The following is a 14,536-nucleotide window of genomic DNA, read 5'->3' on the forward strand; positions in this document are numbered from 1 at the left end:
AGTACGGCGCCTGCGGTTGCGCTATCGGATTAAGACGAATCAGGCTTTATTCTCAATATTCAGCCCGTTTCAGAATTTGTTATACAGGTATCTCTGAATCACGACGTCATGGCAGATAATCATCCCACCATGGAACGCCCCTCAGGGAAGGAAGAGTAAGAATGACGTTATATCAAAAAATGCTGGTGTTTTACGCCATTATGGGCGTGATATGCGCCGTGATTAGCTGGTTTTTGACCAAAGAGAGCCGGGTGATCCGCCTGCTGGCGGCCCTGTTGATCGGCGCCACCTGGCCGTTCAGCTTCCCGATGGCGCTGCTCGTCTCGCTGTTTTAACCCCAGATACCGGACGGCAGAAAAGGGTGGCGGAAAGGGTAAGGTTACTGTATAAAAAACCAGTAATTTTATCATGGAGGCATACAGGTGAACGGTTTCTTTTCTTCCGTCGCAGGCGCCACGCTGCGTTGGCTCGATCTTCCGGGAGATGGCCTCCCGGTGGTGTTTATCCACGGTCTCGGCTGTGCGTCATCCTACGATTATCCCCGCGTCGCCAGCGATCCTGCGCTGAACGGACGGCGTAAAATACTCATCGATCTGCCAGGCTTCGGCTACAGCGATAAACCGCACGACTTTAGTTACAACATACATATTCAGGCACGGGTCGTGGAGCAGCTACTTAACCACCTGCGTCTGCAGCGCTTCGCGCTGTTCGGTCATAGCATGGGAGGAAGCATCGCCATCGAAGCGGCGGGGCTGTTGGGCGAGCGCGTGACCACGCTGCTGGTCTCAGAACCCAATCTGTTTGCCGGCGGCGGTGAGTACAGCAGGCGCATTGCGGCGCAGACAGAGGCGGCCTTTATTGCCGAAGGCTATGCCAGAATGCTGGCTGAGGAGCGCTCGCCATGGGCTGGCTGTTTGCAAAACAGCGCGCCCTGGGCCGTCTGGCGGGCCGCCAGCAGCCTGATGCGCGGCAGCGATACCCCCTGGTTTACTCAGCTCTGCCAGCTGCACTGTCAAAAAAGGCTGATCGTTGGCGAGCTCTCCCTGCCTTATGCCGATATTGACCTGGCTGAGGCGCAAGGGATCCCGGTCGGGATTGTGCCCCGCGGGGGGCACTCGATGGCGTGGGAGAATCCGCAAGGGCTGGCGCAGATCATCGCCAGCCAGGGTTAAAAGAATACCGGCTCAGAAAGGGAGTTCGCGGGGCTGGGTCTGGAGTGTTATCCAGCGCAGCTCGGTGAATTCCGCGATGCCGGCCCGACCCCCAAAGCGGCCATAGCCCGAGGCTTTGCAGCCGCCAAACGGCATTTGCGCTTCATCATGCACCGTTGGGCCATTGATATGGCAAATGCCCGTTTGCAGACGTTGCGCCACGTTCCACGCTCTGGCGCTGTCGCGGCTGTAGACCGCAGCGGAAAGACCGTATTCACTGTCGTTGGCTACCGTCAGCGCCTCTTCTTCATTCTTAACCCGAATAATCGCTTTTACAGGGCCGAAGGACTCTTCGTTCCACAGCCGCATGTCGCGGGTCACGCCGTCCAGCAAGGTCGGCGCCATGTGGGTATCGCTGGCTTTACCACCGGTTAGCAGGCGAGCGCCTTTGGCTAACGCATCGTCGATTAACGCGTTGCAGCGGGTGATGGTGTTCATATCAACCACCGGCCCCGTCAGGCTGGCGGGCAGGGCGGCGGCGCGCCTGGCCAGCAGCGGGATAAACACCTCCGCTACGGCGTTGTCGACAATAATGCGCTCGGTGGACATGCAGATCTGGCCGGCGTTGGCGAAGGCGCCAAAAACCGCGCCCGCCGCCGCTTGCTCGATATCAGCATCGTCCAGCACCAGCAGCGGCGCTTTACCGCCGAGCTCCAGCACCGCTGGTTTAAGATATTGCCCGCAGGTGCGGGCGATAATCCGCCCCACCGGCGTGGATCCGGTAAAGTTAACGCGCCGCACCGCCGGGTGGGCGATCAGCGATTCCACCAGCGCCGGCGCATCTTCAGGCGCACAGGTAAGATAGTTCACCACCCCCGGTGGGAAGCCCGCCGCGTCAAGGGCGTCGATAATCAGTCCCTGAGTGGCCGGCGACAGCTCCGCGCCCTTGAGGATCACTGCGTTGCCGCAGGCCAGCGGCGTTGCCAGCGCCCGGGTAGCCAGAATCAGCGGTGCGTTCCACGGCGCCATGCCCAGTACCACCCCCGCCCCCTGGCGGACGCCCATCGCCAGGTTGCCCGGCACGTTGGAGGGAATAATTTGCCCTTCAATTTGGGTGGTCAGCGCCGCCGCTTCGCGCAGGATATCGGCCGCCAGATGAACGTTAAAGCCGGCCCAGTGCGCGGTCGCGCCGGTCTCCGCCGCCATGGCGGCGATAAATTTAGCCTCCCGCAACAGCATATGTTCCGCCGCGTCGAGCAGTAAACGGCGTCGTTCCGCCGGAGAGGTATCACGCCACAGCGGGAAGGCTTTGGCCGCGGCTTCGACGCAGCGTTTGCCGTCGGCGAGACTGGCGGCCGCGGCCACCGAGGCGACGTCGTCGTGGGCCGGGTGGCGTCGGGTAAAGGTGCGGCGGCCTTCGGCATCGTGCCACTGGCCGTCAATGTACAGATTGCAGGTGATTGTCATGGTGGAAACCTCTTGTTCTGCGGTTCCCCCAGTGTACCGGGCACTACTGACAGTGAGCGTGAGCAGGGCGGTTATCGCACATTTTTTTGCAGGAATTATGTGTGGCTCACAACATCCCGACACTTGCTGGCGTAAAAAACAGCGCTACGCCGATTAAACCAGCGATTTCAGCGTGATTTGCATAAGGTGATAGCCATTGATTATTTGCCGGGGGCGGGCGCCTGTGCTGATATTACGGTTCTTATAATCAATAATCAGGACTTATAACCATGTCTACAGGGAAAACCACGCTGGCGCTGCTGCTGAGCGCACTGCTGCCGGCCGGCGCCGCCTGGGCCGCAGGCAATGACACACTGGTCTACTGCTCAGAAGCCTCTCCGGAGTCCTTTAATCCGCAAATCGCCAGCTCCGGCCCGTCGTTCGTCGCCAGCTCGCAGGTGCTGTATAACCGCCTGGTCACCTTTGACCCGGTGAAGAACACGCCGATCCCGTCGCTGGCCACCGAGTGGCACGTCTCTGAGGATGGCAAAACCTGGACCTTTACTCTGCGTCAGGGGGTGAAGTTCAACAGCAACAAATTCTTCAAACCAACCCGCGATTTTAACGCCGACGACGTCCTGTTTTCCGTGCTGCGCCAGATGGATCCTCAGCATCCCTATCACAAAGTGTCGCAGGGGAACTATGAGTACTTCCACGACGTGGGCCTCGATAAGTTGATTAAGTCGGTGAAAAAGGTCGATGACTATCACGTCCAGTTCGTGCTTAACGAGCCGAACGCGGCGTTTCTTGCCGACTGGGGCATGGACTTCGCCTCTATTCTGTCGGCGGAGTATGGCGAGGCGATGCTGAAGAAAGGGACGCCGGAGAATGTTGATAACTGGCCTGTCGATACCGGGCCGTATGCCCTGCAGCAGTATAAAGTGGATTCCCAAATCCGCTATATCGCCAACCCCCACTACTGGGAAGGCGAGGTGCCGACTAAGCACCTGATCTTCTCCATTACGCCGAACGTCGAGACCCGTCTGGCGAAACTGCAGACCAACGAGTGCCAGATTATTCCTGCGCCTTCGCCGGTTCAGTTCCCGGTGATTAAGGGCAATAAAGATCTGGCGCTGCATGCGGTTGAGGCGCTGAATGTCGGCTATCTGGCGTTCAACACGGAGAAAAAACCGTTTGATAATGTGCTGGTGCGCCAGGCATTAAACTATGCCACCGACAAGCAGGCGATCGTCAAGGCGGTATTCCTCGATTCCGGCAGCGTGGCGAAATCACCGATCCCGTCGACGATGCTCGGGTATAAGAAAGATCTCCCGGACTATGATTACGATCCGCAGAAAGCCAAAGCGCTGCTCAAGCAGGCGGGTCTGGAGCAAGGAGCGGAAGTAACCCTGTGGTCGATGCCGGTCCAGCGTCCGTACAACCCGAACTCGAAGCGGATCGCCGAAATGATCCAAAACGACTGGGCTAAAGTGGGCGTCAAAGCGAAGATTGTCAGCTACGAATGGGGCGAATACCTTGCCGGTATGCGCAAAGGGGAGCACGACAGCGCCCTGTATGGCTGGATGTCGGACAACGGCGACCCGGACAACTTTGCCGGCACGCTGCTCAGCTGTGATAATATCCAGACCGGCCCCAACGCCGCTCGCTGGTGCGATAAGTCCTATGACGCGCTGGTGAAGAAAGCGCTGCTGGTGAGCGATCCGCAGGCGCGTGCCAAACTTTATGAACAGGCGCAAGAGATCTTCTACCAGCAGGCGCCGTGGATCACCCTGGCGACCGGCAAGACCTTCTATGCCACCCGTAGCAACGTCAGCGGCTACCGCGTGAGCATGATGGGGAGCGATTTTTCCAAAGCGAAGCTGAATTAAGCGAAAGGAGAACCGGATGGCACATCTGGATGAGGTTATCGTCAAAGTCGATGACACCCTTGCCGAGGGCGTTATCACTCATATGAATGAGCTGCTGATCGCCCTGAGCGATGATCCACAACTCAGTCGTGAGGAACGCTATACCCAGCAGCAGCGCCTGCGCACTGCCATCGCCCACCATGGGCGACAGCATCAGGAAGAGCAGGACGCACGCCGCGAGCAGCTGACGAAAGGCGGCGCGATCCTCTGAAGATGCGCTCAGAACTGGCGCCTGGCCACCAGCCAGGCGCCCACCACCAGCATCACCGCGCCGCATACCGGCCCGATCAGCGCCCGCACCGGCACGCCGTGGGCGCGAACTAAATCCATGATCAACCCGCCAACCAGCTGGCTGGCGACCAGTACCGCAATGGTGGTGGCCGCGCCCACGGTCTGATAGCCGCTGATGCTGGCGAAGACGAAAAAGGACCCCAGCAGGCCGGGGATCAGCGTCCACCACTTCACGCTCAGGGCCAGCTCCTGAAAGCCGGCGACGCCCTGGCGCAGCAGTAACATCGTCACGAAAATAACGATCCCCACCAGCGAATTGAGCAGCATGGCGATAAGGATCGTCGACGCCGACTGGGTGATGCGCACCATCAGGGTATTCTGCACCACGAGACCAACGCCGGCGGCGACCAGACAGGCGAGGGTGAGCGATGCATTCATGCCTTGCCGTCCGGGTCCTGACGCTCATCCAGCTGCAGCTGCATAAAGGTGAGATCCAGCCAGCGACCAAATTTGGTTCCTACCTGCGGCATCTGCCCGGTGGTGATAAAGCCCAGCGTTTCATGCAGATGCAGCGAAGCGTGGTTCTGCGATTCAATACCGGCGACCATCACATGTTTATTCAGCCGACGCGCTTCGGCGATCAGCGCAACCAGCAGTTTGCGACCCAGCCCTTTCCCCTGATGATCGGGGTGAACGTACACCGAATGCTCCACGGTGTGGCGGAAACCGTCAAACGCGCGCCAGTCGCCAAACGAGGAATAGCCGGTGATGACGCCGTTTTCCTCGTTCACCAGCACCGGAAAGCCGGCCAGCTGGCGGGCTTCAAACCACGCGATACGGTTGTCGGTATCCACGGTTTTATCATTCCAGATGGCGGCGGTATGCACGACGGCGTGGTTATAGATTTCGGCGATCGCTGCACAGTCGTCTTTAATGGCAGGGCGGATGGACATAGCAAACCTCAGTTTTTTGTACACTATAGTAGTACGATATTATTACAATAATGAACATCGCGCTGTCATCCGTTTTCCGCATAATTTTTACGGATGACCCGGTAAGCACGCGGCCCGACGAGCAGTTGTGTAATGGGTGGGTGCACACTATAGTATTACGTTATGAATACTATAGAAGACAACCTCAATCAGCGCATCAGTGCGCGCATCCGCATCGAGCGTGAGTCCCGCGGTTGGTCGCTGAACGACCTCGCCGAACGGGCCGGCGCCTCGCGGGCGATGATCCATAAAATCGAGCGCGGCGAAAGCAGCCCGACGGCCTCGATGCTGGGCCGTCTTTCCGGCGCCTTCGGCATCAGTATGTCGACGCTGATCGCCCGGGCGGAAATGCAGGAGGGTAAGCTGCTGCGCTTTGCCAGCCAGCCGGTGTGGCACGACCCGCAAAGCCACTATCTCCGCCGCCACGTCTCGCCGCGCAGCGATCTGCCGATAGATCTGGTGCAGATTGAGCTGCCGCCCGGCAGCGATGTGCCCATGCCGGCCTCTTCCTATGCGCTCGCCCGCCAGCTGATCTGGCTGCAGCAGGGCGAGCTGGTGTTCGTCGAAGGGACTACCCGTCATGAGATGCAGAAGGGGGATTGTCTGGAGCTTGGCCCGCCCAACGATTGTCGCTTTATCAATGAATCCGCGGAGACCTGCGTCTATCTGGTGGTTCGCCTTAATCAATCGCCATCCGGCTCTTAATGGTAAAGCACGTTGCGCATAAAGCAGCTAGCCTCAGTACTGTCTGCTAACAAGAGGAGTTTGCTATGACAGATCAACCGCAACGCCATCGCCGCTGGGTACTGGCTTCCCGCCCCCATGGTGAACCGACGGCAGAGAATTTCCGCCTGGAAGAGAGCGAGGTGCCGACGCCGGGGCCGGGGCAGGGGCAGGTTCTGCTGCGTACCGTTTTTTTATCGCTCGATCCCTATATGCGCGGGCGCATGAGCGACGCGCCTTCTTATTCGCCACCGGTGGCCATTGGCGCGGTGATGGTGGGAGGGACCGTGAGTCGCGTGGTCAGCTCAAATCATGCCGATTATCAACCCGGCGACTGGGTGCTGGGCTACAGCGGCTGGCAGGATTATGAACTCTCCGACGGCAACGGACTGGTGAAGCTGGGTGACGACCCGCAACACCCGTCATGGTCGCTGGGAGTTCTGGGGATGCCGGGCTTCACCGCCTACATGGGATTGCTGGACATCGGCCAGCCGAAGGCGGGCGAAACGCTGGTGGTCGCTGCGGCGACCGGGCCGGTTGGCGCCACGGTCGGACAGATCGGCAAAATTAAGGGCTGCCGCACCGTCGGCATCGCTGGAGGCGCGGAGAAGTGTCGGTATGCGGTTGAGACGTTAGGCTTTGATGTCTGCCTTGACCATCGTGCGGATGATTTTGCCGAACAGCTGGCCCAGGCCTGCCCGCAGGGCATTGACGTTTACTACGAAAACGTCGGCGGCAAGGTTTTTGACGCGGTGCTGCCGCTGCTGAATACCGCAGCGCGGGTACCGGTCTGCGGGCTTGTAAGCGGCTATAACGCCACCGGTTTGCCAGACGGACCGGATCGTCTGCCGCTGCTGATGGCGACCATCCTCAAGAAGCGCATCCGGATGCAGGGCTTTATTATCGGCCAGGATTACGGGCATCGGATCGCGGAATTCCAGCAGCAGATGGGGCGCTGGGTGCAAGAGGGGAAAATTAAATATCGCGAACAACTGATCGACGGTCTGGATCAGGCGCCGCAGGCGCTGATCGGCCTGTTGAAAGGTGAGAACTTCGGTAAAGTGGTGATCCGCGTCGCGGCCGACGACTAGTCCGGCGGATCCAACTTACTCTGCCCCTTTTCCCGTGAGGGAAAAGGGGCATGGGAGGCGTGTCAGGCGTAAAAGGTTAACCGCTGGGCGAGCAGATCGACAAAGGCTTCACGGTCGACATCCAGCATCAGGGTAGTATTGGGCCGATTGCCGGTCAGATGGTAGTAATCGACCACCGTCATCCCCTGGGTATATTTTCCTTCCGTTTCCACGCCGACCCAGCGTTCGATAGTGGTGAAGATCTCCGGCTTGAGGAGCCAGGCGATGGTGCAGGGATCGTGCAGCGGCGCGCCGTCGAAGCCCCACTTTTCATCCTTGTGGTAGGCCATAAAGAAGTCGAGCAGCTCGGCGACAATGGTCGACACCGGATTGCCAATCTGGCGGAATCGCTCGATATCGGCGGGAAGGATTTGCGCCCGATGCGTAACATCCAGCCCCGCCATCACCACCGGGATCCCGGACTGAAAGACCATTTCCGCCGCCTGCGGATCGACGAAAATATTAAACTCCGCCGCCGGCTGCCAGTTGCCCAGCCCCATTGCGCCCCCCATGATCACGATGCGGGCGATTTTCGCGTGCAGCTCCGGGTGGCTGGCGAGCAGCAACGCCACGTTAGTCTGCGGCCCGGTGGCCACCAGAGTCACCGGCTCCTGGCTTTCCCGCAGCACCCTGGCCATCAGCTCGACGGCGGTGCAGTTCTGCGGGGCAAAGGTTGGTTCCGGCAGGCTCGGGCCATCCAGTCCGCTCTCGCCGTGCACGTTATCGGCGATGATCAGATCGCGCATCAACGGCTTCCACGCGCCGCCGGCCACCGGGATATCCGGCCGGTTCAGCAGCGTCAGCATACGCAGCACGTTGCGCAGGGTCTTCTCCGGGGTCTGGTTGCCCGCGGAAGCGGTGACGGCTTTCACCTCCAGCTCCGGCGAGGCGAGGGCGAGGACCAGGGCGATCGCGTCATCATGTCCCGGATCGCAATCAATCATCATCGGCAGTGCCATAGCAGCTCCTTATTGGCGTTGTTCTGTGACCAGACTAACGCTGTGAGGCGAGGCAGACGAGATGGTGTACAGAATAGTGTGATGGAGGCCACGATTGCTGCGATGGCATCGCGTATCGTCAGGCGATCGTCGGCAGTCATATTGCCTCACCTTGCGATGGCGCAAGCTGGCGCCCGCCGCGGCGCGATATAATAGAAAAATTGCTAATCCTTACGGATATTAATGGTTTGCTTTTCGGTGAGCGGATTCTTATCCTTAAGAAAACTCGAGAGGTTATTACGATGAAAGATGTAGTAGATAAATGCAGCACCAAAGGCTGCGCCATTGATGTCGGTACCATCATTGATAACGAGGACTGCGTCTACCGGGCTGAGAAAATGTTCCCGAGCCGCGAAGAAGCGGAATCCACCGTAGCCGCCGTGCGCGAACGTGCTGCCGCCGCGGCGCCGGCCAGTGAACCGCCGCAGGTCGATTACACCATCGCCGCCGTTGGCGACGAGGTTAAACTCGATCTCGCCATCGCTTTCTCCTGCCAGGCGGAAAAGATCATTTTCGAGTTATCCCTGCGAAATCTGCTTTAACCCGCGTCCGTGGGGAAAACGCCACATCGTTAAGCCTTCCCCGCCAATCACCGCCGGCGGGGAAGGGGCGTGCTATTCGAAGCGCCAGGCGAGGTTCAGGCCGATGCCGTAGTTGCGTCCGGGAGCAGGCTCGTAGTAGCGCCCGTTGGACTCGTTTACGATAACGGACCCGACGTACTCCCGGTCGAACAGGTTGTCGACGCGGCCGAACAGATCCATGTCCATCCTGCCGTAGCTCCATTTATAGCCGGTCGTCAGGCCAACCACCGTCCAGGAAGGCGCTTTAGCCGTGTTTTCGTCATTGGCCATGATGTCGCTCATGTAGCGAATATCGCTGCCGGCGTACCAGCCCTGCTCCGGCTGATAGCCAAAGGAGGCGTAGCCCATATTGCGTGCGATCCCCGGAATGCGGTTGCCGTTGCAGCTGGCGTCGTCGCAGACGTTGGTGCGATAGGTCGCGTCCAGCCAGGTCCATGCCGCCTTCAGACGCCAGCTCTCGCCAAACTGCTGATCCAGTCCCAGCTCCATCCCCTGACGACGGGTTTTGCCGGCGTTTTTATAGCTGGTGCGCCCGCCGCTGCTGCTGTCGACCACGATCTCATTATCGGTATTGGTCTGGAACAGGGCGGCGGTGAGCAGCCCATTGCCGAGCCGCGTCTTACTGCCGATCTCCACTGTGTCGTTGGTGGAGGGCTTCAGGCCGAAATTAAGGCCGCTCTGGTTATCGGAGCGGTATGACAGTTCGTTAATGGTCGGCGTCTCGAAGCCGCGGCCAGCGGAGAGGTAGACGTTCCACGCGTCGGTCAGAGCATACTTCAGCGAGCCTGCGGGCAGCCACTTGTGATAGCTGGCATCACCGCTGTCATCGCCATTGCCTGGGGTGATGTAGTAGTCATTCGAGTCGAACCATACTGAGCTGTAGCGAACCCCGGCATCGAGCGAGAGTTTGTCCGTTAACTGCCACTGGGTCTGCAGGTAGGGGTCGACGTTCCACATCAGGTTGCGTTCGTTACGGCGCAGCGCACCCTGTTCGCCATACTGCGGCGCGCCGTTGACCATCACAAAGTTTTCATACCCTTTACGGCGCTCGCTCATGTTCTCGTAATCGAGACCGGCGGTCAGGGTGACGGGCACCAGCAGCTCTCCGCGATGGGTCAGGCGGGTATCGATTCCCTGGTAGTGACGGGTGAGATCGATCACCCCGCCGGCATGGCTCGGTTTCAGCTGCGGCGCGCGCGGGATCGACTGGAACTGCGTGGTTTCACGTTCACCGGCGTACATCATGACGCTGAGATCGTCCTGGGCGCTCAGCTGGCGCTCATAGCGTAGGCCGGCCTGGGTCTGCCGGGTATTCTTGCGGGTATTATACTGGTCGCCGCGCGGCGACTGGCGCGGGTTATCGCGCCATTCGTCGGCGGTTAAGCCGCCGGCGTCATTGGCTTTGATATCCACGCTGTTCAGCAGCAGCGTCAGCTTACTGACATCGTTGATGCGCACTCCCAGTCGGGCGTTCGCCAGATTCTTGCGTGCGCCGCTGTGATCGCGATAGCCATGAGTGGTGAAGCGGTTGGTCGAGACCGTGTAATCCACATCGCCTGCATGGCTGCCGTCGCCAACGGCGCCAGTGGCCTTCATCCCGTAGTGCCAGGTACCGAAGCTGCCATAGTAGCTGCTGGCTTCCACGGTGGGCGGCTGGGTGCCGGTCTGGCTGGTGACGTTGATCACCCCGCCGGACGAGTTACCGTACAGGGCAGAGAAGGGGCCGCGCAGCACCTCAATGGTGTCGACGCTGCCAATATCGATATTCGAGGTCTGCCCCTGGCCGTCGGGCATGGTCGCCGGAATACCATCGACATAGATGCGTAGCCCGCGCACGCCATAGGTGGAGCGAGAGCCAAAACCACGAATCGACAGTTGCAGATCCTGGGCATAGTTTTGCCGGTTCTGCACCTGCAGGCCCGGTACGGCGCCCAGTGATTCAGAGAGATTGACGCGCGGGGCGGCCTGGCGCATTTCATCCCCATTGACCACGCTGACGGCGGCGGGGGTATCCAGTTCAGAAACAGTGGTTGGCGCGGCGGTCACCACCATGGTTTGTTCATCAGCGGTCTGGGCCGCGGCAATCAGCGGTAGCAGCAGCGCCGGCAGGGCGGCGTGACGCACGGACAGGATTTTCATCGATAGTACTCGGGAGACGAACCAAATGGAACATATGTAGATATGTTACCCCGTTTGTAAAACATTTGAAAATTATTAACCGCCGTTGGTTAACGGATAGTGCTTCTTGCTGATGAATTTACCGAACAACAACAATTAGCGCTCCACTTTGAGATAAATAATGATTACTATTCGCATTCAAAAATAAGGGTAAAGCCAGGACTTTACCGCCGGAAGCGATGTCGGGTCAGCACATACTGGTTTATCAAAGGGAGTCGTCATGTCACTACGTCATTTTGCCGCGCCGCGTCTGCGCCATTCACTGTTATTCACCTCTCTGCTGCTGGCAGGTAGCTTTAGCGCCCACGCTGCGGATGAGATGCTGCGTAAGGCCGTCGGAAAAGGGGCCTACGAAATGGCCTACAGCCAGCAGGAGAACGCGTTATGGGTCGCCACGTCGCAGAGTCGCTCACTGGACAAGGGCGGTATTGTTTATCGTCTTGACCCCACCACCCTGGACGTGACGCAGATTATTCACAACGATCTGAAGCCGTTCGGCGCTGCTATCAACCATGCCACCGGCACGCTGTGGTTTGGCAATACCGTCGACAGCACCGTCACCGCCATTGACGCCAAAACCGGCGCCGTGAAAGGGCGTCTGGTGCTGGACGAGCGTCAGCGCAGTGAAACCGTACGCCCACTGCAACCGCGCGAGCTGGCGGTCAATGAGCAGACCAACACGGTCTACATTACCGGTCTGGGCAAAGAGAGCGTGATTTGGGTGGTAGATGGCGCGACCCTGAAGCTGAAAACCACTATTACCGGCACCGGGGCAATGGCGACGGGTCTGGCGATCGATCCGCAGGCGAAACGCCTCTATACCACCAATGCCGACGGCGAACTGCTGACCATCGACAGCGAGAGCAATACCATTGTGTCGCGCAAGAAATTGCAGGACGATGGCAAAGCGCACTTCTACTTAAACCTGAGCCTTGATACCGCCGGTCACCGCGCCTTTATTACCGACAGCAAGCAGCCGGAAGTGCTGGTGGTCGATACCCGCGATGGTAAGGTGCTGGAGAAAATCGCCGCGCCGGAATCGCTGGCGGTGCTGTTTAACCCGACGCGTAATGAAGCCTATGTGACGCACCGTAAGGCCGGGGAAGTCAGCGTTATCGATGGCAAGCGCTACAAGATCGTGAAGACCTTTAAAACGCCGACTCACCCCAACAGCCTGGCGCTTTCTGATGACGGCAAAACGCTGTATGTCAGCGTGAAACAGGCTTCCAGCCGTGAGAAAGAGGCCACCGCGCCGGACGACGTGATCCGCATCGCGCTGTAAGATGCCCGGGGCGACGACGATCGGTCAAGGTCGCGCCCCGCATGCCGCCCGGCACCTCACCCTCTGTTACAAACGCGTATTGGCCTGATAAACCAGATGGTTATACACTTAACGCTTTCCCGCCTTGCGCGGGCAGTGGTAATCAGTGGAGATAAAATGAAAAAGCCATTTATGGTGATTTGCGCCGGTGCGATGCTGGCGCTGCTGGCAGGCTGTTCGTCCAACTACGTTATGACCACCAAAAGCGGTCAGACGATCGTCACCCACGGCAAGCCGCAGCTGGATAAAGAAACGGGGATGACCAGCTATATCGATGAGTCGGGTAATAAGCGGGAAATTAACAGTAGCGACGTGTCGCAGCTGGTTGAGGATAACTAAATCCTGACCTCCCGGTTTGTCCGTCGCGGGCAAACCGGGAGTCCTGCCAGTTACTTCCTGAGCGTCGGCGCCGTACTGTGGATAGCATGCACGCGTTTACGCACGCCAAACCAGCCAGCTACCAGCAGCACCGCCAGTAATGGAATTGAGCCAATGGTGTAAGTGCCGTTCGGATAATCGAAGGCCATCAGCACCAGCACACTGAACAGGAACAGCAGCGTCAGCCAGGAGGTGAATGGCGCCCCCGGCATTCTGAAGCTCACCTTCGCCGCTTTTCCTTCCTTGATCGCTTTGCGCAGACGCATCTGACACACCACGATAAAGCCCCAGGAAGCAATGATCCCCAGCGACGCGACGTTCAGCACGATCTCAAACACCTGCGACGGCACCAGATAGTTGAGGAACACCCCCACCACATACACCGCCAGCGTCGCCAGGATCCCGGCGTAAGGGACGTGGTGACGGCTCATCTTCGACATAAACTTCGGCGCGGAGCCCCCCATCGACATGGAGCGCAGGATACGTCCGGTGCTGTAGAGGCCGGAGTTGAGGCTGGAGAGGGCGGCGGTTAACACCACGATGTTCATTACGCTGCCGATATACGGTACGCCCAGTTTGGAGAAGAAGGTGACGAACGGGCTCTGTCCTGCCTGGTAGGCGGTCCACGGCAGGAGCAGCACCAGCAGCACCACCGAACCGACGTAGAACAGGCCGATACGCCAGATCACGCTGTTGATGGCCTTCGGTACCATCGACTCCGGATCTTTACACTCGCCGGCCGCGGTGCCCACCAGTTCAATGGAGGCGAAGGCAAAGACCACGCCCTGCACCAGCACCAGCGCCGGCAGAAGGCCGTGAGGGAAGAAGCCACCGTTATCGGTGATCAGATGGAAGCCGGTGGCATTGCCGTCCAGCGGCTTACCGGAGCCGAGGAAAATGGTGCCGACCACGAGGAACGCAACGATCGCCAGCACTTTGACCAGCGCGAACCAGAACTCCATCTCGGCGAACCATTTTACGCCGATCATGTTCATGGTACCGACGATCGCCAGCGCGCCGAGGGCGAAGACCCACTGTGGCACATCGCCAAACGCGCCCCAGTAGTGCATATACAGCGCCACGGCGGTGATATCGACGATCCCGGTCATGGCCCAGTTAACGAAGTACATCCAGCCGGCCACGTAAGCGGCCTTTTCACCGAGGAATTCCCTGGCATAGGAGACGAAGCTGCCGCTCGAGGGGCGGTGGAGAACCAGTTCGCCGAGGGCGCGAAGAATAAAGAAGGAGAAGATGCCGCAGACCAGATAGACCAGGGCGAGCGCTGGCCCTGCCATTTGTAAACGTGCCCCGGCGCCGAGGAACAAACCGGTACCGATAGCGCCGCCGATGGCGATCATCTGTACCTGACGGTTGCCCATCGCTTTGTGATAACCCGCTTCATGTGAGTTGAGCCAGTGGCGTTTCGCAGCATGGTGCTCCGCTGCAGTGTCGTGTTTCGTATTCATTGATGTATCAGTT

At 59.2% G+C, this 14,536-nt stretch carries 16 protein-coding genes; 10 read left to right on the forward strand and 6 right to left on the reverse strand.

The genetic code is table 11. The features are described from left to right. The first annotated feature begins 161 nt into the window (after nt 1-161). Both FHW76_RS22435 and FHW76_RS22440 read left to right on the forward strand, forming a co-directional pair. Nucleotides 162-335: a GhoT/OrtT family toxin gene (locus FHW76_RS22435; protein ID WP_008804686.1), complete on the forward strand. Its 174-nt coding sequence runs from the start codon at nt 162-164 to the stop codon at nt 333-335. Nucleotides 336-422: 87 nt separating this feature from the next. Further along, nucleotides 423-1,172 carry an alpha/beta fold hydrolase gene (locus FHW76_RS22440; protein ID WP_008804687.1) on the forward strand — a complete coding sequence of 250 codons (750 nt, stop codon included), beginning with the start codon at nt 423-425 and terminating at the stop codon, nt 1,170-1,172. 12 nt (nt 1,173-1,184) lie between these two features. Here the strand turns inward: FHW76_RS22440 and FHW76_RS22445 are convergent, their stop codons facing one another. Continuing rightward, nucleotides 1,185-2,618 (reverse strand): aldehyde dehydrogenase, encoded by a 1,434-nt coding sequence (locus tag FHW76_RS22445; RefSeq protein ID WP_131032857.1) that lies wholly within the window; start codon nt 2,616-2,618, stop codon nt 1,185-1,187. Nucleotides 2,619-2,887: 269 nt separating this feature from the next. Between FHW76_RS22445 and FHW76_RS22450 the strand changes: the two genes are divergently transcribed. Together FHW76_RS22450 and FHW76_RS22455 are read left to right on the forward strand one after the other, a co-directional pair. After that, a complete protein-coding gene (locus FHW76_RS22450; protein WP_183477008.1) occupies nt 2,888-4,486 on the forward strand; it encodes an ABC transporter substrate-binding protein in 1,599 nt (532 codons plus the stop codon). Nucleotides 4,487-4,502: 16 nt separating this feature from the next. Continuing rightward, nucleotides 4,503-4,736 (forward strand): YdcY family protein, encoded by a 234-nt coding sequence (locus tag FHW76_RS22455; protein ID WP_008804690.1) that lies wholly within the window; start codon nt 4,503-4,505, stop codon nt 4,734-4,736. An 8-nt stretch (nt 4,737-4,744) separates the two neighbouring features. Here FHW76_RS22455 and FHW76_RS22460 read toward each other — a convergent pair whose 3' ends face one another. Together FHW76_RS22460 and FHW76_RS22465 are read right to left on the reverse strand one after the other, a co-directional pair. Further along, entirely contained in the window at nt 4,745-5,194 is a 450-nt protein-coding gene (locus FHW76_RS22460) for a DMT family transporter (protein WP_008804691.1), read from the reverse strand. Beyond that, nucleotides 5,191-5,709: a GNAT family N-acetyltransferase gene (locus FHW76_RS22465; protein ID WP_012541564.1), complete on the reverse strand. Its 519-nt coding sequence runs from the start codon at nt 5,707-5,709 to the stop codon at nt 5,191-5,193. The genes FHW76_RS22460 and FHW76_RS22465 overlap by 4 nt, the downstream gene beginning before the upstream one ends. A 162-nt stretch (nt 5,710-5,871) precedes the next feature. Here FHW76_RS22465 and FHW76_RS22470 point away from each other — a divergent pair, with 162 nt between their 5' ends. Together FHW76_RS22470 and FHW76_RS22475 are read left to right on the forward strand one after the other, a co-directional pair. After that, complete coding sequence (locus tag FHW76_RS22470) at nt 5,872-6,453, forward strand: XRE family transcriptional regulator (RefSeq protein ID WP_008804693.1); 582 nt, start codon at nt 5,872-5,874, stop codon at nt 6,451-6,453. Nucleotides 6,454-6,518: 65 nt separating this feature from the next. Next, entirely contained in the window at nt 6,519-7,562 is a 1,044-nt protein-coding gene (locus FHW76_RS22475) for an NADP-dependent oxidoreductase (protein ID WP_183477010.1), read from the forward strand. 62 nt (nt 7,563-7,624) lie between these two features. On the opposite strand, the gene rihA is transcribed toward FHW76_RS22475, so the two are convergent. Further along, entirely contained in the window at nt 7,625-8,560 is a 936-nt protein-coding gene (gene rihA / locus FHW76_RS22480; protein ID WP_016161173.1) for a pyrimidine-specific ribonucleoside hydrolase RihA, read from the reverse strand. Between rihA and FHW76_RS22485 the strand changes: the two genes are divergently transcribed. Together FHW76_RS22485 and FHW76_RS22490 are read left to right on the forward strand one after the other, a co-directional pair. After that, the gene (locus tag FHW76_RS22485; protein ID WP_046620343.1) at nt 8,522-8,752 is read left to right on the forward strand and encodes a hypothetical protein; all 231 of its coding nucleotides are present in this window, start codon (nt 8,522-8,524) and stop codon (nt 8,750-8,752) included. The two genes, rihA and FHW76_RS22485, sit on opposite strands and share 39 nt — an antisense overlap. A gap of 89 nt (nt 8,753-8,841) precedes the next feature. Next, the gene (locus tag FHW76_RS22490; RefSeq protein ID WP_016161172.1) at nt 8,842-9,141 is read left to right on the forward strand and encodes a DUF406 domain-containing protein; all 300 of its coding nucleotides are present in this window, start codon (nt 8,842-8,844) and stop codon (nt 9,139-9,141) included. 72 nt (nt 9,142-9,213) lie between these two features. Here FHW76_RS22490 and pqqU read toward each other — a convergent pair whose 3' ends face one another. Beyond that, nucleotides 9,214-11,319, reverse strand: coding sequence for a TonB-dependent receptor PqqU (pqqU, locus tag FHW76_RS22495; RefSeq protein ID WP_008804697.1), 2,106 nt, complete (start codon nt 11,317-11,319; stop codon nt 9,214-9,216). A gap of 259 nt (nt 11,320-11,578) precedes the next feature. Between pqqU and FHW76_RS22500 the strand changes: the two genes are divergently transcribed. Both FHW76_RS22500 and FHW76_RS22505 read left to right on the forward strand, forming a co-directional pair. Further along, nucleotides 11,579-12,640, forward strand: a complete 1,062-nt coding sequence (locus FHW76_RS22500; RefSeq protein WP_008804698.1) for a YncE family protein — start codon at nt 11,579-11,581, stop codon at nt 12,638-12,640. A gap of 156 nt (nt 12,641-12,796) precedes the next feature. Continuing rightward, nucleotides 12,797-13,018, forward strand: coding sequence for a YgdI/YgdR family lipoprotein (locus FHW76_RS22505; protein WP_002906779.1), 222 nt, complete (start codon nt 12,797-12,799; stop codon nt 13,016-13,018). 50 nt (nt 13,019-13,068) lie between these two features. Here the strand turns inward: FHW76_RS22505 and ansP are convergent, their stop codons facing one another. Next, nucleotides 13,069-14,523, reverse strand: a complete 1,455-nt coding sequence (gene ansP / locus FHW76_RS22510; protein ID WP_008804699.1) for an L-asparagine permease — start codon at nt 14,521-14,523, stop codon at nt 13,069-13,071. Nucleotides 14,524-14,536: the final 13 nt, after the last annotated feature.

This window comes from Klebsiella sp. RC2 (genome assembly GCF_014192815.1).
GTDB lineage: Bacteria > Pseudomonadota > Gammaproteobacteria > Enterobacterales > Enterobacteriaceae > Klebsiella > Klebsiella variicola.